At 59.4% G+C, this 19513-nt stretch carries 21 protein-coding genes, 1 tRNA gene and 2 pseudogenes; 6 read left to right on the forward strand and 18 right to left on the reverse strand.

From position 1 onward, the window contains the following. The first annotated feature begins 52 nt into the window (after positions 1–52). Together ACSQ9D_RS18345 and bfr are read left to right on the forward strand one after the other, a co-directional pair. The gene (locus ACSQ9D_RS18345; RefSeq protein WP_436283874.1) at positions 53–475 is read left to right on the forward strand and encodes a (2Fe-2S)-binding protein; all 423 of its coding nucleotides are present in this window, start codon (positions 53–55) and stop codon (positions 473–475) included. Next, the gene (gene bfr / locus ACSQ9D_RS18350) at positions 441–926 is read left to right on the forward strand and encodes a bacterioferritin (RefSeq protein WP_436283360.1); all 486 of its coding nucleotides are present in this window, start codon (positions 441–443) and stop codon (positions 924–926) included. Before ACSQ9D_RS18345 ends, bfr begins: the two co-directional genes overlap by 35 nt. Positions 927–962: 36 nt before the next feature. Here the strand turns inward: bfr and ACSQ9D_RS18355 are convergent, their stop codons facing one another. The 6 genes from ACSQ9D_RS18355 to rsfS all read right to left on the reverse strand — a co-directional run bounded on the left by ACSQ9D_RS18355 (position 963) and on the right by rsfS (position 6706). Then, entirely contained in the window at positions 963–1496 is a 534-nt protein-coding gene (locus ACSQ9D_RS18355; protein ID WP_436283361.1) for an RNA pyrophosphohydrolase, read from the reverse strand. Between the two features lie 13 nt (positions 1497–1509). Then, positions 1510–2715 (reverse strand): divergent polysaccharide deacetylase family protein, encoded by a 1206-nt coding sequence (locus ACSQ9D_RS18360; RefSeq protein WP_436283362.1) that lies wholly within the window; start codon positions 2713–2715, stop codon positions 1510–1512. Between the two features lie 81 nt (positions 2716–2796). After that, positions 2797–4119 (reverse strand): S41 family peptidase, encoded by a 1323-nt coding sequence (locus ACSQ9D_RS18365; RefSeq protein WP_072369779.1) that lies wholly within the window; start codon positions 4117–4119, stop codon positions 2797–2799. Further along, entirely contained in the window at positions 4109–5572 is a 1464-nt protein-coding gene (locus ACSQ9D_RS18370; RefSeq protein ID WP_436283363.1) for a murein hydrolase activator EnvC family protein, read from the reverse strand. Before ACSQ9D_RS18370 ends, ACSQ9D_RS18365 begins: the two co-directional genes overlap by 11 nt. Positions 5573–5664: 92 nt before the next feature. Beyond that, a complete protein-coding gene (gene rlmH / locus ACSQ9D_RS18375; RefSeq protein WP_436283364.1) occupies positions 5665–6147 on the reverse strand; it encodes a 23S rRNA (pseudouridine(1915)-N(3))-methyltransferase RlmH in 483 nt (160 codons plus the stop codon). A gap of 115 nt (positions 6148–6262) precedes the next feature. Continuing rightward, entirely contained in the window at positions 6263–6706 is a 444-nt protein-coding gene (rsfS, locus tag ACSQ9D_RS18380; protein ID WP_007791018.1) for a ribosome silencing factor, read from the reverse strand. A 204-nt stretch (positions 6707–6910) separates the two neighbouring features. Here rsfS and ACSQ9D_RS18385 point away from each other — a divergent pair, with 204 nt between their 5' ends. Beyond that, positions 6911–7270: a winged helix-turn-helix domain-containing protein gene (locus ACSQ9D_RS18385; RefSeq protein WP_024313287.1), complete on the forward strand. Its 360-nt coding sequence runs from the start codon at positions 6911–6913 to the stop codon at positions 7268–7270. On the opposite strand, the gene modC is transcribed toward ACSQ9D_RS18385, so the two are convergent. The 7 genes from modC to obgE form a co-directional block, all read right to left on the reverse strand. Continuing rightward, complete coding sequence (modC, locus tag ACSQ9D_RS18390) at positions 7271–8338, reverse strand: molybdenum ABC transporter ATP-binding protein (protein ID WP_436283365.1); 1068 nt, start codon at positions 8336–8338, stop codon at positions 7271–7273. Then, positions 8335–9036 (reverse strand): molybdate ABC transporter permease subunit, encoded by a 702-nt coding sequence (gene modB / locus ACSQ9D_RS18395; RefSeq protein WP_436283366.1) that lies wholly within the window; start codon positions 9034–9036, stop codon positions 8335–8337. The genes modC and modB overlap by 4 nt, the downstream gene beginning before the upstream one ends. Before the next feature lie 74 nt (positions 9037–9110). Next, on the reverse strand, positions 9111–9896 hold the full coding sequence (modA, locus tag ACSQ9D_RS18400) for a molybdate ABC transporter substrate-binding protein (RefSeq protein ID WP_436283367.1): 786 nt from the start codon (positions 9894–9896) through the stop codon (positions 9111–9113). A gap of 488 nt (positions 9897–10384) precedes the next feature. Beyond that, positions 10385–10978 carry a nicotinate-nucleotide adenylyltransferase gene (locus ACSQ9D_RS18405; RefSeq protein ID WP_436283875.1) on the reverse strand — a complete coding sequence of 198 codons (594 nt, stop codon included), beginning with the start codon at positions 10976–10978 and terminating at the stop codon, positions 10385–10387. Positions 10979–11015: 37 nt separating this feature from the next. Continuing rightward, positions 11016–12299 carry a glutamate-5-semialdehyde dehydrogenase gene (locus ACSQ9D_RS18410; protein ID WP_436283368.1) on the reverse strand — a complete coding sequence of 428 codons (1284 nt, stop codon included), beginning with the start codon at positions 12297–12299 and terminating at the stop codon, positions 11016–11018. After that, entirely contained in the window at positions 12292–13461 is a 1170-nt protein-coding gene (proB, locus tag ACSQ9D_RS18415; RefSeq protein ID WP_436283369.1) for a glutamate 5-kinase, read from the reverse strand. Before proB ends, ACSQ9D_RS18410 begins: the two co-directional genes overlap by 8 nt. Further along, complete coding sequence (gene obgE, locus ACSQ9D_RS18420; protein WP_024313280.1) at positions 13448–14530, reverse strand: GTPase ObgE; 1083 nt, start codon at positions 14528–14530, stop codon at positions 13448–13450. Before obgE ends, proB begins: the two co-directional genes overlap by 14 nt. Positions 14531–14614: 84 nt before the next feature. On the opposite strand from obgE, the gene ACSQ9D_RS18425 reads away from it, so the two are divergent. Beyond that, positions 14615–15478, forward strand: a complete 864-nt coding sequence (locus ACSQ9D_RS18425) for an endonuclease/exonuclease/phosphatase family protein (RefSeq protein ID WP_436283370.1) — start codon at positions 14615–14617, stop codon at positions 15476–15478. Between the two features lie 42 nt (positions 15479–15520). On the opposite strand, the gene ACSQ9D_RS18430 is transcribed toward ACSQ9D_RS18425, so the two are convergent. The 4 genes from ACSQ9D_RS18430 to rplU all read right to left on the reverse strand — a co-directional run bounded on the left by ACSQ9D_RS18430 (position 15521) and on the right by rplU (position 17510). Then, positions 15521–16108, reverse strand: a complete 588-nt coding sequence (locus ACSQ9D_RS18430) for a GNAT family N-acetyltransferase (RefSeq protein WP_436283371.1) — start codon at positions 16106–16108, stop codon at positions 15521–15523. Then, a complete protein-coding gene (locus tag ACSQ9D_RS18435; protein ID WP_007790983.1) occupies positions 16105–16761 on the reverse strand; it encodes a GNAT family N-acetyltransferase in 657 nt (218 codons plus the stop codon). Before ACSQ9D_RS18435 ends, ACSQ9D_RS18430 begins: the two co-directional genes overlap by 4 nt. Positions 16762–16887: 126 nt before the next feature. Next, positions 16888–17157, reverse strand: coding sequence for a 50S ribosomal protein L27 (gene rpmA, locus ACSQ9D_RS18440; protein ID WP_004127267.1), 270 nt, complete (start codon positions 17155–17157; stop codon positions 16888–16890). 35 nt (positions 17158–17192) lie between these two features. Beyond that, on the reverse strand, positions 17193–17510 hold the full coding sequence (gene rplU, locus ACSQ9D_RS18445; RefSeq protein WP_007790977.1) for a 50S ribosomal protein L21: 318 nt from the start codon (positions 17508–17510) through the stop codon (positions 17193–17195). A 305-nt stretch (positions 17511–17815) separates the two neighbouring features. Here rplU and ACSQ9D_RS18450 point away from each other — a divergent pair. Further along, positions 17816–17905, forward strand: a tRNA-Ser gene (locus ACSQ9D_RS18450). A gap of 44 nt (positions 17906–17949) precedes the next feature. On the opposite strand, the pseudogene ACSQ9D_RS18455 reads toward ACSQ9D_RS18450, so the two are convergent. After that, positions 17950–19139: pseudogene (locus ACSQ9D_RS18455) on the reverse strand (IS481 family transposase). Positions 19140–19355: 216 nt separating this feature from the next. On the opposite strand from ACSQ9D_RS18455, the pseudogene ACSQ9D_RS18460 reads away from it, so the two are divergent. After that, a pseudogene (locus ACSQ9D_RS18460) lies at positions 19356–19513 on the forward strand (Ku protein); the annotation flags it as partial.

The following is a 19513-nucleotide window of genomic DNA, read 5'->3' on the forward strand; positions in this document are numbered from 1 at the left end:
TCATCAAGCTGCGACCTACTGGATTGCATCACACCTGAAAAGCGTCCTTTTCATTTTCGCAACATGCGACGAATGGCCTAGTCCACGGTTCAATTTTTTCTTGACACTCGCCGTCTTCTTTTGCAGAAAAGACGAGAGTGAATGTCATGTTTGGAATGACGCCGTGCTTGTCTGCAGCTGCAACTACATAACTGATCACGAAATCCGGGAAGTCATCAACGAGCTTCTCGAGCAGGACTGTTGGCAGCTCATCGTGCCTGCAAAGGTATACCACGCCATGGAAAAACGGGGCCGCTGCTGTGGCTGCTTCCCGAACGTGGTCGATATTATCATCCAGACAACCGAGGAATATCACGCCCGTCACCACTCGACGGAAGACGAATTATTTGATTTCATGTCCCGCCTGAGAAAATTCCATGAAGAAAGCAGGAGAGCGGACATTGAAAGGCGACAAAAAAGTCATCGAGCGGCTTAACGAGGCCCTCTTTCTCGAACTCGGCGCCGTAAACCAATACTGGGTCCACTACCGGCTTCTTGAAGATTGGGGCTATACCAAGCTTGCCAAGAAGGAACGGGCGGAATCCATCGAGGAAATGCATCACGCCGACCGCCTGGTCGCACGCATCATCTTCCTCGAAGGTCATCCCAACCTCCAGACCCTTGCACCGCTTCGCATCGGCCAGAACGTCAAGGAAGTTCTCGAAGCCGATCTTGCCGGTGAATACGATGCGCGTACCTCCTACAAGAAATCACGCGACATCTGTCATGAGGCCGGCGACTATGTCTCGATGAAGCTGTTCGAGGAACTTCTGGCCGACGAGGAAGGTCACATCGACTTCCTCGAAACGCAGCTCGATCTGCTCGGCAAGATCGGCGAATCGAAGTACGGCCAGCTCAACGCCGACTCCGCCAACGAGGCCGAATAAGATTGCCAATGACCGGCAGCCTTGGCCGCCGGTCGTTCACTCTGCAGCACTTAGGTCAGCCAGGTGCCTGAACTCATCGACGACCTGCTCGTAGACAGCCCGTTTGAAGGGCACAATGAGACCGGGCAGGCTTTCCATCGGCTTCCAATCCCAAGCATCGAATTCAGCGGCATGGCCGCCAGGCGGCGGATTGATCGCGATCTCGCTCTCGTCTCCATCGAAACGGAACGCGAACCAGCGCTGTGTTTGGCCGCGGAACTTCCCCTTCAGCCCGATGCCGACCAATTGCGGCGGCAAATCGTAGTTGATCCAGCTCTTGGCTTCCGCGAGCAGCGTCACAGTGCGAATTCCTGTTTCCTCGTAAAGTTCGCGGTAGGCGGCCTCGAGCGGATCCTCGCCCTTGTCTATGCCGCCCTGCGGCATCTGCCAAAGCTGCGGCGATCCATCATACTCGGAATTCTCTTCCGGAATCCTTCGCCCCGCCCATACGAGGCCCTGGCGGTTGAGGATCATAACGCCGACGCAGGGGCGATACGGAAGGTCCTCGGCTTTGACGATCGGCTTGCTCATCGGCTCTCTCTATTCAAGGCCTTTTGGGATCATTGGTCAGCGCGGCAACACCGACAATCTCAATTCCTCGCATTGCGGCTTCCTGCGTCCATTGCGCGATGGCATCAATGCTCTCATCAAAGGCGGCCGCAACGCCGATTGCCTGGCCATTGCGCTTTGCGACGCGTTCAAGTTCGTCCAGCTTCTGGATGATGGCGTTCACGTCAATCTGCTTGTCCAGTTGCACATCGGCAAAGGCATAGGGGATTTCCGTCCCCTTTGCGATCACCGCGGTCTTGGTCTGGGCCGACGTTCCGTCGTCGAGAAACAGCAGCCCGCGCTTTCCGATATCTCGCATGACCGGCTCCATGGCGTTGGGGTCGGCAAGGAAGCGGCCACCCTGATAGTTCATGATGCCCGTATAATTGGTGATCTCGCCCATCGCCCGGTGCAGGCTTTCAAGATTCGTCGCAACCGACTTCGACGTCAGAAGCGTGTCGGGTCCCGGATCGTTCGCCGGGTAATCAAAAGGCTCGAATGGAACCTGCAGCAGGATCTCGTGGCCACTGCGGCGCGCTTCCTGCATCCAGCGCTGCAAACTGTTGCCGCTGGCGGCAAACGCGAACGTGACCTCCTCCGGCAATTGCTGGATGGCCCGCTGTGTACCGGTCTGGCTAAGTCCGAGGCCACTCACGACGATAGCGATGCGTGTTCCGTGCGCACCGGACCATGGTCGCGCATACTGGTCCATCGGGCGACGCCCGTCCGGCCCGACGATCGGCAGCCGTCCCAACGGCGTCTCTTCCAGAAGGGTGTCATTCGGTATCGCCGCCATCCGTGGATCCTGCCCGACCTGCGAGGCATCGACCAACACCGGGCCATTTCCGTCGCGTTGTCTCGGAGAGTATTTCGTGACGACAGATCCGTCGCCGGTGACCATCTGCTCTACATTCGCACCCGATCTTGGATTTGAAGACACCATGCCATTGGGAGCAGCAGCGGATGGAGATTGCGGCGGCGCCTGGTTCTGAACGGTGTCTGAAGGTGGCGCGACCGTCTGATCTTGCGCCGACGGCGTCTCCCGCTTCAACCCGTCGCCGCGAAACGCCGTATAGAGAGACGAAGCCCCGATCAGGACGAGGCAAATCCCGGCGACAACACGACCCGTACGCAGAATACCGGGCCGCTGGCGCCTGGCCTTGCGGTTCTGTCCCAGAGGTGCGTGCAAATCGGTATTCAAACTTCTTTTCCGCTTCAGAATCAGGACAGCAAAAAGGCGCCAGGCCGGATACACCATCCGGCCTGACGCCTGAAATTGCAATTACTTGGCGCTGACGGCCTTGTCCGGATTGGGCGGGAAGGACGGATCAGTCTTCTTGCCGCGAAGCAGGTCAAGTGCATAGTTGAGCTGGACGTCGTCCTTCGGATCCGGTGGAACATAGGCAACGGAACCGGAGCCCTCGTCCGTCTCGCTCTTACCCTTGATGTGCCCGCGCAGGCTGGACTCGCCTTCCGTGACCATCTTGCCCTTGAGGTCATCCGGAAGGGGCTCCTCAACCTTGATATCAGGCGTGATGCCTGTGCCTTGGATCGAGCGGCCCGATGGCGTGTAGTACAGCGCCGTCGTCAGTCGCAGCGCTCCGTTTTCGCCGAGTGGGATGATCGTCTGAACCGACCCCTTGCCGAACGAGCGCGTACCGAGAACGGTAGCGCGGCGCAGATCCTGCAACGCACCGGCAACGATTTCCGAAGCAGATGCCGAACCGCCGTTGATAAGCACGATCACCGGCTTTCCATCGGTCAGGTCGCCCGGCCCCGCGTTGAAGCGGCGGGTCTCATCCGCATTGCGGCCACGGGTGGAAACCACTTCGCCACGTTGCAGCAGGGCATCCGATACCTGGATTGCCTGATCGAGCAGACCGCCAGGGTTCAGACGCAGGTCGAGGACGTAGCCCTTCAGCTTGTCGGCCGGAACCGTTTTCTTGATCTTCTCGATCGCTTTTTCGAGATCGGGATAGGTCTTTTCCGTAAATGAGATGACGCGCAGGTAGCCGACATCATCCTCGACGCGCGACTTGACGGCCTGAACCGCGACGACGTCGCGAACGATCGTCAACTGGATCGGTTTATCGGCACCCTTGCGGATCAGAGTGAGCTTGATCGGCGTGTTGACCGGGCCACGCATCTTTTCGACTGCATCTTCCAGCTTCAGGCCGCGAACCGACTGACCGTCGATCTCGGAGATGTAATCACCAGCAAGCACGCCGGCCTTGGCCGCGGGCGTGTCGTCGATCGGGGTGATGACCTTGACAAGCTCGTCTTCCATAGTGACCTCGATGCCGAGGCCGCCGAATTCGCCCTTCGTCTGGGTCTGCATATCGGCTGCATCCTTGGCATTCATGTAGCTCGAGTGCGGATCCAGCGAAGAAAGCATGCCGTTGATGGCATTTTCGATGAGCTTGTCCTCGGCCGGCGGTGTCACATACTGCGCGCGCACGCGCTCAAAGACGTCACCAAAAACGGAAAGCTCCTTGTAAGTGGAGGCTCCAGCCGCTTCCGCGGGAACACCCGCCGAATAGATAACGCTCATCGCGGTCGCACCCATCAATGCGCCGACCAGAACAAGAGAAGCCCTACGAATCATTGCGTGCCTTTCCAGTGTCTTTAGCGGTCCACCAAGGCCGGGAATCGACCGGTTTTCCATCTTTTCGAAATTCAATGTAAAGCGTTGGACGGTTGGTTTCCAGCGCCAATGCTGTTGCGCTCGCCACTCTTTTTGCGCCCATGGCAGCAAGCGGCTCGCCGGAGAAAACGAACTTGCCCTGGCGCGTGCTGATCGTCTCCATTCCGGAGAGGACGAGGTGGTAGCCGTCGCCGGTGTCGAGGATGATCATTTGGCCGTAGCTGCGGAATGCACCCGCGTAGACAACAAGCCCGTCTGCGGGAGCGGTAACCACCGTTTCCGGATTGGTGGCAAGCGTCATTCCCATCGCCTCATGGCCGGTTCCGTCGGCATCGCCGAACTGGCGGAGGATATCGCCTGCCACAGGCAATTCCAGCTTCGCCTTCAATTCTCCGAAGGGATATGCCGGCGCAATGCGGTTTTTATCAGGCACACCGCTCTCTGCGAGCGCCTTGGCTTGGGCGCGCTGCTCGTCGGTCAAGAGCTTGCGGTTCTCCTCGGCCTGGCGGGCTGCAGCGGCGGCTTCGCGAACCGATGCGATCTCGGTTTCCATCGATGCGACCAGACCCTCAAGGCTTGTCGCCTTGCTGGCAAGATCTTCCGAGCGTTTCCTCTCCGCATCCAGTTCCGCGGCGCTGCTGCGGCTCAGCTTTTCGTTTTCGGCGAGAAGCAGGTCCATGCGGCGCTCCTCCTCGATGCTGTTCGTCATCGTTGCGGTGAGGCTGGACTTCTCGGCAGCGCTTGCGGCCTGCAATGAAGAAAGGTTGGCGAGATCGGCGGCGAGCTTGTCGGTCTCCCTTCGGATGCCGGGAACCACCGCGCCAAGCAGGATTGCGCTCCGTACCGAGGCAAGCGCGTCATCAGGCGTGACGAGTAGCGCCGGCGGCGGATTACGCCCCATGCGCTGCAAGGCACCCAGCACCTCGGCCAGCAAGCCGCGCCGTTCATGCAGCGACCCCCGAACCGCATCTTCTTTTACGCCCAGATTGGCAAGCTTCTTTTCGCTCTCCAGGATCTGTTTCTCGAGCGACTTACGCCGCGTCGCCGAATCGATCAGCGCCTGACGAACACTGCTGGTGCTCTTGTCCAAATCGGCGATGCTCTTCTGAAGCTCGGCAACCTTATCGGATGAGAGGCCAATCGTCTTCGACAAGGCTTCAAGCTGAGCCCTTGTCTCGTCCCGTTTTTTCGCCAGCTCGGCCGCCGGATCGGCGGGCGGTTGTGCCACCGTGGTCGTCGTCGCGGCAGCCGCCTCCACTGCTGTCGAGGCCGGCGGTCCGGTATCTCTCGACGCGTCCTGCGCGAAGGCGCTGGCGGCGAAGGGTCGGCTCGCAATTGCCGTCACAGAGACGCTCAAGCCTGCGGCCAAGGCCGACAGAATGACGTATTTTTGCTTGAACGCACGTGTCGGCATACGAGCTGCGAGATCCTTTAAAATCGCGCGGAGATTAAGCTGATTTGGCATGCTTTGCCAGATCGATTGATGCTTCGCGCATACCGCACCGGCTAGGCGCGATGATATGGATGGCCCGAAAGGATCGTAACGGCACGGTACAACTGTTCTGCGATCAGCGTGCGAACCAACTGATGCGGCCAGGTCATCTTGCCGAGACATAGGGTGGCATCGGCAAGGTCGTATAGCGACGGATCGAGACCGTCGGCACCGCCGATAGCAATCGTCAGGTCGCGCTTTCCCTGATCGCGATACTTTCCAAGGAGGCTGGCAAATCCTTCGCTATCCAAGGCCTTGCCCCGCTCGTCCAACAGAATGAGAACGCTCCCGTCGGCCAGCGACTTTTGCAGCATCGCCGCTTCGTCACGCTTACGGGTATCGGCATTCGAGGCACGACTTTCAGCAACTTCGGCCACGCGGGAAAATTCGAGGCCAACCGCGGGGCCGGCCTTGGCAAAGCGATCGAAATAGCGGGCCGCAAGATCTTTCTCCGGGCCGGACTTCAGCCGCCCCACTGCAAAAAGACCAACACGCATCATCCGCTCCCGCAGTTCGGCATAAGGCGACACACACATGCCGCCGGCCGGGTTCGATCATCCGGCCAATAAAATGCCGTCTATCAGGCGCCGGACGCAGCGTCCAGGCAGCCTGTTAGTGCACCGTTTCCTCGTCCATATCAGGCGCGGCCCACATCTTTTCGATGTTGTAGAACTCGCGTATCTCAGGACGGAAGACATGGACGATGACATCGCCGGTGTCGATCAGGATCCAATCGCCGCCTTCCTGACCTTCGACACGGGCGCTTCCAAGGCCCTCGTCTTTGAGATCAGTCAGCAGGTGGTCAGAGATCGCCATGACATGCCTGTTCGAGCGCCCGGAGACGACGACCATGAAGTCTCCCAATGCTGATTTTCCAGCGATGTCGATGGTGACGATATCTTCAGCCTTAGAGTCCTCGAGGCTTGTGAGGACGGCGTGCAGGGCGCGGGCGGCAGCATCGGCGCCACGTTCCGGGCTCTTTGGGACAACGGCAAGCGTTTTTCCCTTGGCGTGTACTGTTGTCAGTGCTTTCCCTTTCTCCGAATGACAAAACATGCACATCACTGATTTGGTGACCAAATCATAGTTAAGATAGGCACCAAACCATTAACGTTTCAAGACGCGCACAATCACAAAGCGTGAATGTCCGTCTTAGTCACAAACCTTTGTTGAATGGAGGACTGCATGTCGCCGGCTGTGTACAGCCCCTATGACCACACGTAAAGTGGGTTCCGTTTCCGACTGCAAAAGACCCGTCCGATGAAAAGCCCTGCCGCAGACACACTCACTCCGATTCTCCGCATCAGCTTCCCCCATCAAGACCGGCTCGGGCGCGGCAAGATGGAGCTGCTCGAACATATCAGGGACACGGGATCGATTTCCGCCGCCGGCAGAGCGATGGACATGTCCTATCGTCGCGCCTGGTTGCTTGTCAGCGACATGAACAGGATGTTCCGGGACCCTGTAGTCGAATCCCAGCGCGGTGGGCAGAAGGGAGGGGGTGCGGCTCTGACGCCGTTTGGCGATGAACTCCTTGCCCGCTTTCGAAAAATGGAGCGGATGATGAAGTCCACGCTTGCGGAGGATCTGGCGTGGCTGGAGGCCAACAGTAGTCGCTGATCATTGTTCCAGGGCGACCGTCTTTATGACGGCGAAGACCGGCGCCCCGATGCACACGCCCAGCCGCTCTGCCGAAAAGCTTGTAATCCGGGAAAGAATGATATCCCCGCCACAATCGATCAGAACATCGACCGTCGCGTCATCAGCCTGCGTCATGTTCTGAACAGTGCCCTTCAGAATGTTCAACGCGCTTAGTGCTTCGGGCTCTCTCATCGCGAGCATCACATCACGAGACGGGATCCGGACGCGAACGGCCTTGCCAGGTGTGAGCATCGCTCCCGGGACACGAAGCTGGGCCGATTTTAACACAATCGTCGCAATGCGATGCTGTGCGTCGACGCTTTCCACTTTACCTTCGAGGAGAGCACCAGCGTCACGCCGTTCGAACGAGGCGGGCGGATGGCTCAGCACATCCAAGGCTGAACCGACCGCCTCCACCTTGCCATCCTGCATGACCACGACCTGATTGGCGAGGCGCGCTACCTCGGTGATCGAATGGCTGACATAGACGATCGGAATGTCCATCTCGTCGCGCAGCCGCTCGAGATAGGGCATGACCTCAGCCTTTCGGGCATCATCCAATGCCGCCAGCGGCTCGTCCATCAATAGCAGACGCGGAGCCGAGAGCAGCGCCCGGCCAATTGCCACGCGTTGCTTCTCGCCACCGGAGAGCTTTTCGGGCCTGCGCTCGAGCAAGTTTTCGATGCCGAGCAATGCAACAATTCGATCCAGGCTCTCCGCCGGACCGGCGGCTTTGGCAAACCACCGGCCATAGGAAAGGTTGTGACGGACGCTGAGGTGCGGAAACAGCCGCGCCTCCTGGAAGACATAACCGAACCTGCGGCGATGCTTCGCAACAAAGATTCGACGGTCGGTATCCGTGACGACCTCGCCGTCGAGGATCACCTGTCCATCGTCGGGCCGCGCCAACCCGGCAATGATACGGATCATCGACGTCTTGCCGGAACCGGAACGACCGAAAAGCGCTGTGATACCGCACTCCGACGTAAAGGCGGCATCAAGCGCGAAGGCACCAAGCCGCTGCTTTGCTTTCACGACGAGCGTCATTCCGGATCGATCCTCCGACCGACGATGCGGGAGAGGAATTCCGAGGCAAGCAACGCGACCATCGAGATGGCGATGGCGACGAGGGTCAATCGCAAAGCGCCGGCATCACCGCCCGGCACCTGCGTGAAGGAGTAGATCGCGGACGAAAGCGTCTGCGTCTCGCCCGGAATGTTGGAGACGAACGTGATCGTCGCCCCGAACTCTCCCATCGCTTTGGCAAAGGAAAGGATCATGCCGGCAATGATCCCAGGGAGCGTCAGGGGTAGCGTGATCGTCAGAAAGACCCAGATTGGACTGGCTCCCAGCGTGCCGGCTGCCTCCTCCAATTTTCGATCAACCGATTCGATCGAAAGCCGGATACTGCGCACCATCAAGGGAAAGGCCATGACCGCGCAGGCAAGTGCTGCACCTGTCCAGCGGAAAGAAAATACGATGCCAAAATACTGATCGAGAAAACTGCCGATCGGCCCGCGCCGCCCGAAGAGGATCAGTAAAATGAAGCCCGTGACGACAGGGGGAAGGATCAGCGGCAGGTGAACGACACTATTGAGAACCGACTTACCCCAAAACCGCCCGCGCGCGAGCAGAAAGGCGACCCCGATGCCGAACGGGAGACTCGCCAGCATCGCCACCACTGACACGCGCAGACTGAGCAAGATCGCCGTCCATTCATCATTGCTCAGGCCGAGCGCATCCAAGCTGTTTTCTCCAAAAATAGGAGACCCGGTCGAACGGGCCTTCTCACGCTATGTCTTCATGCGAAAATTCGCAATCATTTCAAGATGGTGAAGCCCTGCTCGGTAAAAAAATGAGCCGCCTTTTCCGATTTCAGGAATTCCAGGTAAGCCGTAGTATCCGGGTTCTGGCTCTCGGAGAGAATGGCGATCGGATAAATGATCGGTGGATGCGAGTCCGCCGGGAACGTGCCGACGACAGCAACGCCCGTATCCGCGGTGGCGTCGGTCTGGTACACGATGCCATAAGGCGCCTCGCCGCGCGATACCAGGGCGAGCGCGGCACGAACGCTCTCGGCACCGGCGACTTTGGCCTCAACTGAGGGCCACACGCCAAGCGCTTCGAGTGCGGCCTTGCCGTACTTGCCGGCCGGCACAGACTTCACCTCGCCCATGGCGAGTTTGCCGTCACCGAGCAGAGCAGCGAGGTCAAAACCCTTTTTGATCTCGACCGGCTTGGCGTGATCCTTGGCTGCGACAAGTACGATCCGGTTACCCAACAGATTTGACCGGCCGTCGACCTTGATCAGGCTGTTCTTCGCAAGATAGTCCATCCAGTCCAAGTCGGCGGAGATGAAGATGTCGGCAGGCGCGCCGCCTTCGATCTGCTTTGCAAGCGCCGAGCTCGCAGCATAGGAGGCAACGGCTTCCTTACCGCCGTCCTTTGCCCACGCGGCGTTCGCTGCATCGAGCGCGTTCTTCAAGCTGGCCGCCGCAAAAACAGTGACCTTTTCCGCTGCTGCGCCAGGCGTTGCGGCAACACCCAAGAAGACTGCCGAAATGGCAGCGGCGGCAAATTTGATCCATTGGCGGTGACTGCGCATGATCTCTCCCTGAATTTTCGAAATATCCGGAGAAATATAACGTTGCCAGCGACTTGGCTAGCGTTATATTTTCGCAAGCATAACCATCGGGTCGCTCGCCAACCCCGGACTTCACGCATTCGTGAAGTGCATGGCTGAGCAATGCCACTCCTCGAAACCGCGAAAACGACCCTAAATTCTAAGGGAATGCTTGCAGAGAGCGCGAGGCTTCGGCAGAAATCGTTTGAGAATGCAAAAGAAATGAGCAAACTGGAAACGGTTTCGAGTTAGAGCTATGCTCATGGCGCATTGCTGCAATGCAATGGACTCGCTTCAAAAATCCGGAGACTATGGTACAACACACTCATCGAACGGCGATCTCCTCCTCCCAAAGCCGTTGGATATGGATCGGCGACACTCCTCCTCCCAGTTGTCGATCAAGTTTATGAAGCCCGACGGATCTCCTCCCCCGTCGGGCTTTTCATTTGCGCTCTCCCGGAAAATCGAACTTATTTCAAGGCACCGTTCGTGGCGCGGATGGCGGTCGAGCTAAGGCCGGATCGAGGACCGTGTATGAACGTCCAGGCTGGTGCCCGCCGCTTCCAGAGAGCGCGGGAATCGTCCTCATCGATGCGAGCGAAATCAAACGTCCTCGCCATCTTCGACGACAGAAACGACAGCGTGGAGCCCGGCCGGTCGATAACGGCGATCGGAAATGTGTTGACGATGTCCTGCCAGCGTTGCCACAGATGGAAAGTCTTCAGGCTGTCCGCCCCCATGATCCAGATGAAATGGACATGCGGGTTGCGCGCTTTGACGCGCGCCAAGGTGTTCGCCGTGAAGCTCGTGGCGAAATCGCGCTCGAACGCGGTGATCTTGATCGAGGGATGTCGGCCAAGCCTCTCGCTCAAAACGATGCGTTCGGCAAGCGGCAGCAGATGCCGCCGATCCTTCAGCGGATTGCCGGGAGTGACCATCCACCACAACTGGTCGAGGCCGAGGCGCTTGATTGCGATTTCGGCGACGAGCGCGTGTCCCTCATGCGGCGGATTGAAGGAACCGCCGAAAAGACCGACCACCATGCCCCGCTCGCTATGCGGCATGCGAAAGAAACGTCGGTCGATTTCGTCGTTGATCACGTCAGGGCCGGGTCTGTCCGGTGCCGTGCACGCGGTATTTGAAGGATGTCAGCTGCTCGACGCCCACAGGGCCGCGAGCGTGCATCTTGCCGGTCGCGATGCCGATCTCGGCACCCATTCCGAACTCGCCGCCATCGGCAAACTGCGTCGATGCATTGTGCAGCAGGATCGCCGAATCAACCTCGGTGAAGAACCTCTCCACCACGGTTGGATCGTCGGCAATCACGGCCTCGGTGTGGTTGGAGGAGTAGGTCTGGATATGCTGGATCGCACCAGAAATGCCATCGACGACGGCGACCGAAACGATGGCATCCAGATACTCTGTCGACCAGTCTTCCTCCGTGGCGGGTTTCACGCCAGGCATTGCCTGAACAACGGCAGCCGCACCGCGGATCTCGCAACCGGCTCCCGCCAGGGCTTCCAGCAGCGGACGAAGATGCGTATCGGCTGCAGCACTATCGACGAGAATCGTCTCCACTGCACCGCAGATACCCGTGCGCCGCATCTTCGCATTGACGACGATCTCCTTCGCCATGCGGAGATCGGCGGACGCGTCCACATAAATATGGCAAAGCCCCTCGAGGTGCGCGAAGACGGGCACTCGGGCCTCGTTTTGAACGCGCGCCACAAGACTCTTGCCGCCACGCGGAACGATAACGTCGATTGCACCATCCAGTCCGCGCAACATCGCGCCGACGGCGGCCCTGTCGGTCACCGGCACGAGCTGAATGGCATGTTCTGGAAGTCCGGCGGCCTTCAAGCCCTGTACGAGGCAGGCATGGATCGCCTGCGATGAACGCCGAGAGTCCGAGCCACAACGCAGAATAACCGCATTGCCGGCTTTCAGGCAAAGCGCACCCGCATCCGCCGTCACGTTCGGACGGCTCTCGAAAATCACCCCGATGACGCCGAGCGGTGTGCGAACGCGCTCGATCTTCAAGCCATTCGGCCGCTCCCAGGCTGCGACCACCTCGCCGACCGGATCCTTGAGGGCGGCAATCGCGCGGATACCTTCGGCCATGTCGACAACGCGCTTTTCGGTCAAAGTCAAACGATCGACGAAGGACTCGAGCATATCAGTGCCGGCGACATCCTTAAGATCCTTGGCATTCTCCGAGAGGATGTGATCCTTGCCGGCGAGGATCGCATCTGCCATGGCATTCAATGCCCTGTTCTTCGCCTCGGTGGATGCAAAGCCCAACGGTCGCGCCGCGGCCTTGGCCTTGCGGCCGATGTCGTTCATCAGCACGTCAATGTCAGGGCTCTGCGCAACGGTATCAAGCATAGCTTGCGTCCTTCTTCTGCCTTTCTGATTTTGATTTGATCTGCGAGGTCATCACCATGTCGTCGCGATGGATCATCGCCGCACGTCCCGCGTATCCGAGGATCGCCTCGATCTCCGCAGACTTGCGGCCGGTAATCTGGCGCGCCTCTTCGGCATCGTAGCCGACAAGCCCTCGCGCGATCTCGCGGCCGTGGGGGCCGACGATCGCCACCGTATCACCACGGCTGAACAGCCCGACAACCTTGCGCACGCCTGCGGGAAGCAAGCTCTTGCCGGCACCGAGCGCAGCAACGGCGCCCTCGTCGACGTGAAGTTCGCCTGCCGGCTGCAGCTGACCCGCAATCCAGGTCTTTCTCGCTGTGACGGGCGTGCCTGACGGCGCAAACCATGAGGAACGCGCCCCACTCTCGATTGCAGAGAGCGGACTGTCCGTTTTACCGGAGGCAATGATCATTGCGCAGCCGGCTGTCGTGGCAATTTTGCCGGCATCGATCTTGGTGCGCATTCCGCCACGCGACAGCTCCGACGCTGCGCCACCCGCCATGGCTTCGATCTCAGGCGTGATCTCAGCGATCGTGGCGAGAAACTCCGCCTGGGGATCGAGATGCGGCGGCGCCGTATAGAGACCATCGATGTCGGATAGCAGAATCAGCAGATCGGCGCCGGTCATCGTCGCGACACGCGCAGCCAGACGATCATTGTCACCGTAGCGAATTTCGCTGGTGGCAACGGTGTCGTTCTCGTTGATGATCGGCACGGCACCGATCTTTAAAAGCTGATTGATGGTGGCGCGCGCGTTCAGATAGCGGCGGCGCTCTTCGGTGTCGCCGAGCGTCAGGAGAATTTGGCCGGCAACGATCTCGTCCCTCGACAGGCTTTCTGACCAGGCACGCGCCAGGGCGATTTGGCCGACGGCCGCCGACGCCTGGCTTTCCTCCAGCTTCAGCGCGCCCGAAGGCAGGTCGAGGACCGACCGGCCGAGCGCGATTGCGCCCGAGGAAACGACGAGGATGTCAACGCCCCTGGCTTTCAGCGCCGCAATATCGCGGCACATTGCGTCCAGCCATGCCTTCTTCAGACCTGTCTTGCGATCGACGAGGAGAGCCGAGCCAATCTTGATGACGACGCGCCGATAGCGCTGGAGCGACTTACGCGTCGTCATTCGCCTCGCCTTCATCATCCGACACCATGTCGCGGTGGCGAAGCTTTGGTGCCTTGGCAAGCTTTTCCGCCGCACCGGCATTCGCCTCGACGATGATATCCCGCAAGGCACGCAACACTTCGGTCATGCCCTTGCCAGTCGCCGCCGAAATCTGGAACGGCGTCCTGCCGCAAGCCTTGGCAAGTTCCTTCGTCTTCTTCTTCAGTGTTGCATCGTCCAGCACGTCGATCTGCGAAAGCGCAACGATCTCGGCTTTGTCGGTCAGGTCGTTGCCATAGGCTTCGAGCTCCGTCTTCACCGTCGTATAAGCCTTGCCGACTTTTTCCTCCTGCGCAGACACGAGATGCAGCAGCACGCGCGTGCGCTCGACGTGTCCGAGGAAGCGATCGCCAATGCCCACACCTTCATGCGCGCCTTCGATCAACCCGGGAATATCAGCGAGAATAAACTCCTGCCCGTCGATGGTGGCCACGCCGAGATTTGGGTGAAGCGTCGTGAAGGGATAGTTGGCGATCTTCGGTCGGGCACGCGTTACAGCTGCAAGAAAGGTCGACTTGCCGGCATTTGGCAAACCGACGAGGCCGGCATCAGCAATCAGCTTCAGATGCAGCCAGACCGTCTTTTCTTCGCCGGGCAGACCCGGATTTGCCCAATCCGGCGCCTGATTGACCGACGACTTGAAATGCGCGTTGCCAAAACCGCCATTGCCGCCCGTCGCGATCCGGAACCGTTGCCCCTCTCTCGTCAAGTCGCAGATCAGTGTTTCCTGGTCCTCTTCGAGAACCTGCGTGCCGACCGGAACCTTGAGTGTGACGTCATCGCCGTTGGCGCCGGTGCGGTTTCTACCCATACCGTGCGTGCCGATTTTAGCCTTGAAGTGCTGCTGGTAGCGGAAGTCGATCAGCGTATTGAGGCCATTGACCGCCTCGACCCACACATCGCCGCCGCGTCCGCCGTCACCGCCGTCGGGGCCGCCGAACTCGATGAACTTCTCGCGCCGGAAGGAGACACTGCCCCCGCCGCCGTCTCCGGACTTGATATAGACCTTTGCTTCGTCGAGAAATTTCATTTTACTTCCATTGTCCAGTGGCAGCTCATCGCCCCTCTTGCCGCTTTCGATATAGGCGGTTCAATCGGAGGTCAAAGGGTTATCGTGAAGTTTGCGAGCTATAACATACAGTACGGCTTCGGTCTTGATGGCATCTACGACCTCGACCGAATCGCTGCGAGCCTCGAAGGCGGCGACATCATCGCGCTCCAGGAGGTGACCCGAGGCTTCGTTCGCAACGATTATGCCGACATGGTTGCGGACCTTGCCGCACTTTTTCCCAACCATTTCTGGGCCTATGGACCGGCTTGTGATCTGCATGTCGAGGAGGCTTCCGACGGTTGGCCGCCGCGCGGAACCCGTTTCCAGTTCGGAAACATGGTGCTCTCGCGCTGGCCGATCCTGTCGACCCGAACACTGCTTCTGCCGCGCAGCCGAACGATCTCCAAGATTAATCTCCAGCGTGGGGCGACTGAGGCCGTTATCGGGACGCCTGCCGGCGCGCTGCGTGTTTATTCGGTGCATCTCGATCATGTCTCCATCGACGAGCGCGGCCGGCAGCTTTCCCACCTGAACGAGCGCATCAATGCCTTTGTTACCGAGGGCGGGTCGCTCACGGGTTCCGCAGAATTCGATATTAGCGATCCACCGCTGCCGGAGGATTATATCGTCCTGGGAGACTTCAACATGACGCCGGAATCGCCGGAATACTGCATTTTCGCCGGCGCCTGCGACGGCTATTACGGCCGCGTCCCGCGTATTGGCACGCCCATCGACGCACTTGCGGCGCTGAAGCCCTACACGCCCGGCAGCTATAGCTGGATGGATCCCAAGGATCACGGCAAACGCATGCATCTTGATTACTGCTTTGTCAGCTGCGGCGTTGCAGGCCGCCTAAAATCGGCAAAGATCGATACGAATTCGGTCGGCTCCGATCACTTTCCCGTCTGGGTCGAGATCGACGCGTAGGGGTCGAGGCGTCCCGATGTATCGGGACGCCTCCTTTTCATCTCAAGCGATCCCGGCCTGTTGTAGGGCACCTGGCTTCAGCATCGTCTCGACATGCGTCACCATAGTGTTGCGCGCGAAGCTGTAGATTTCGCTGCAACCGGTCATCCGGAAGCCGAGCTTTTCCTGCAGCTTCAGCGACGCCGGGTTGTCGGCGAAGACGCCGGAATGGACCGCCATCTCAGGCATGCGGCGCGAAAAGCGCCCCAACACAGCCGATACGGCCTCGCTCATGTAGCCCCGCCGCCAGTAGTAGCGGTTCAGCCAATAGCCAAGGTGCCAAAGGCCATGGCGAAGCTCGACCGCGACGACGCCGATATGAGCATCGTCGCCGGCCGTGATGGCAAACTGCCAATCGGGCATGCCGCCCGCCGTCACCGGCACCAGCCAGTCGAGCGCGTCCTGCCTGTCGTAGGGAGCAGGAACGCGCGCGAGCATCCGGGTGACGGCGAAATCGGACAACGTGTCTGCGATCGCATCCGCGTCACTCAGCCTGTGCGGGCGCAGCACCAGCCGATCGGTTGTGATGACCGGCAGCGGGCCGGGCGTCATCGACTGGCTCCTGGGTCTTTGAAGACTGATCGCGTTCATAAGACGCTCCCCCAGCTTCTCAACGACATCCAGGTCTTGCGATCGAGCCTGTACCACTCGACCGGCACGTTGCTGCCGAGCGCCAGTGATGCCGCCAGCCCCGATCCCTGGAACTGGAAACCGCACTTCTGGATCACCCGCCGCGAAGCGACGTTCATGACCCGGCAACGGGCATCGATCTGATCGACATCCTGCCTCGTACGGAAGACCATATCGACCAGAGCATGGCATGCCTCGGTCATAAAGCCTTGATTCCAGTAAGGTTCTCCAAGCCAGTAACCAATCTCGACAGTCCGCCCGTCGAGATGCGGTTCGACCCCACAGCAACCCACAAATGCGCCGTTCTCCGCCTTGGTAATCGCATAGACGCACTTGCCGATCTCGCCGTTTTTCGTGCGACGCACGAAGTCGGCGGCATCATTGGCCGTGTACGGGTGCGGCATGCGCGACACCATGGTGGCGACTTTGGCGTTGTTGGCAAGATGGGCAAGGGCGTCGATGTCTTCTTCGTGCGGCGCGCGCATGACGAGCCGTTCCGACAATAAGACAGGGCAATCGGTCCTTAACCGTTCCGGCCTCAGCCGTTCCTTGGGAGACCGCTGGTCTTCCCGGGGAGACCGCGATTGGCCTTCCCTCAACAATTCGCCTTGCATGTTCAGTCCTCCTTCGTTGGACAAGAAAAAAGGGGAGATGGCGCCCCATCTCCCCTGTTTTCTGGACTGAACCTGATACGCTCAGCCGGGTCGATGAGACGCCGGCTGTTTTAGAGCGCTACCGGCTTATTCCGCTGCTTCCGCTTTCGGCATTACAGACACGTATACGCGACCGTTGGCCTTCGTTCGGTAGTTCACATTGCCGGCGGTAAGAGCAAAGATCGTGTGATCCTTACCGAGGCCGACGTTGGAACCCGGATGCCACTGCGTACCGCGCTGACGCACGATAATGTTGCCTGCGATGACGGCTTCGCCGCCGAACTTCTTCACGCCAAGGCGCTTGGATTCGGAATCACGACCGTTGCGCGATGAACCGCCAGCTTTTTTGTGTGCCATTGGAGTTCTCCTTTAAACCTTAAAGTCCCGTGATCTTACTTAGCAGCCACGATGTCCGTAATACGGACAACGGTGTGATGCTGGCGATGGCCGCGCGTACGCTTCGAGTTCTGACGGCGGCGCTTCTTGAAGGCGATGACCTTCTTGCCGCGGTTGTGCTCGACCACTTCGGCCTTGACGGAAGCGCCCTTGACGAAGGGAGCACCAATCGCAGCGTCGGCGCCTTCGCCGATTACGAGGACTTCGGTGAATTCAATTGCGTCGCCGGCGGTTGCTTCAAGCTTCTCGATGGTCAGCACGTCGTTTGCTGCCACACGGTACTGCTTACCGCCGGTCTTGATGACTGCGAACATTTTTTATCCTTTCATGTTCGTTCCGGCTCATACCCGCAGTAAGCAGGTGGCCGTCTTTTTATCAGTCGAGGTTAAGCAGGGATTTCAGAGGCTTTCGCCCAGAACTCTCGCTGCCGGTGATCGGCCCCGCGCGAACGCGAGACTGGCAAGGCGCGGACTTATCCACACCTATTGCGAAGCCGAGATACGCGAGGCCAAAAACACTGTCAAGGCAAAAGGATGAAAAGCTTTGAGATTTCGTCTTGCCAGCCCGTCATTCTCTCGCTAAGAGAACGCCCGCGCCGAACAAGCGCCGACCAGACCGCGGAGAGGTGGCAGAGTGGTCGAATGCACCGCACTCGAAATGCGGCATACCTGCAAGGGTATCGTGGGTTCAAATCCCACCCTCTCCGCCATTGGATCCTCTGTCCATACCGGAGACATAGGTAACAGAGCGTACCTAAGACATGGGTGACAACCTCGTGCCGAACGGGTTGTCGATGGTTTGCAAGGTCCTCTGCTCCAGGCCGATATATCCGAGATCATAGTGCATGAAGCTGACGAGCCAAATACCGTCGTCGACCTCCTTGATTCCCAGTTTCTGTCCGGCCAGCACGGTCGAGATATTGATCTTCTTGCGGTAGATGCAGATGCGGCCGCAATGGGTCACCAGTGCGTCACGGTCGTGGAACGGATAGGTGATCTCCGGCAGGCCCGTTATATCGGCGCGCCGATGGGCTGTAGAGATCGACCGGCGTCTTCATCGCCACGGCTTCATGCGGCCGCTCGGTATTGAATTCGCTGACGAACGCATCGAAGCGGGCCTGTTGCTGCAGGATATTTCCGCCAGGTGGCCTGGTCGCCTCTTTCTTGAGCGTCAGGTGCATGCGCATCATGCCGGCCATTCTCTTGCGGATGGCCCGGCCTGATGCGCTCGAGCGCGATGCCGAGCCGCAGCCACCAGACCGACAGCTTTGACAGATTGTAGAGGCCGTTGGGGCTGGCGAACGGCAGGCCGTTGTCACTCCGGATCGCGAGCGGCAGGCCATGTTCGGCAAACAATCGGCGGAACGCCTCGAACACACCCACCTCCTTTGTCGATTCGAAGGCCTCGCAGGCAAGCCGGTAGCGTGACGCCTGGTCAGTGACCGTCAGCGGGTAACAGTAGCGGCCATCGCCGAGCTTGAACTCGCCCTTGAAATCGGCGCACCACAGGTCGTTCGGCAGCAATGCCTGAGACAATGCTGTTCCTTCGGCTCGGTGTCGTTGCCGCTTACGGGCATGGGCGACCAGCCCGTGCCGGTCAAGAACGGCATGCACCGTGCTCTTCGACGGCACGCGCACATCGCCGGCCAGACGCTTCACCAGCAGTTCTCTGATCTTCCTGGCACCCCAATGCGGCTTCTCCTTCTTGAGCCGCACAATCATTGCCTCCACCGGCGCGGGCAACTGGTTGGCGTAACGCACCGGCCGCCGCGAGCGATCCGTCAGCGCCTCCAGGCCGTCGTCCTTGTAGCGATTGAAGATCTTGTAGCCGGTCTTGCGCGAGATGCCGAACTCCCGGCACACATCGCTCATGCCTTCGCCCTCAAGCAGCCGGGCGACGAAACGTAGACGTTCCTCCATTACCGAAGTCTCTCTCCACGGCATCAACACCTCCCGCAAAAAGGCGAAAAGTGTTACCCCTGTCTCCGGTACAAAACGTCACCTATCTCTCAGGTCGGGCACTCTGTGTTTCAAGTAGATGCGCAATACGCTGACCATATCAAGTGCTCGCATCAGGCGCGTGCGCGTGCATGAGCAGTCCAAGGGCCACACTTGAGGCGCTTTCGTCGTCGTTTCGGCCATTTGATCGTTGTGCTATTTGTTCTCAAGCCGCGTGGAGAAGGCATCGTCCTGTGGACGCTTCGGTTCAGTGACGGGGTAGGCCGGAGGTGTCCTACTTCCAGGAAATAGATGACGACGCCGATCCGGAACTCATCCCGCTCGTGGAGAAGTGGACGAAGCACTGGGGCCGAAGATGG

Origin of the sequence: Rhizobium sp. LjRoot258 (assembly GCF_964254185.1) — a bacterium.
In the GTDB taxonomy this organism is placed as follows: Bacteria; Pseudomonadota; Alphaproteobacteria; order Rhizobiales; family Rhizobiaceae; genus Rhizobium.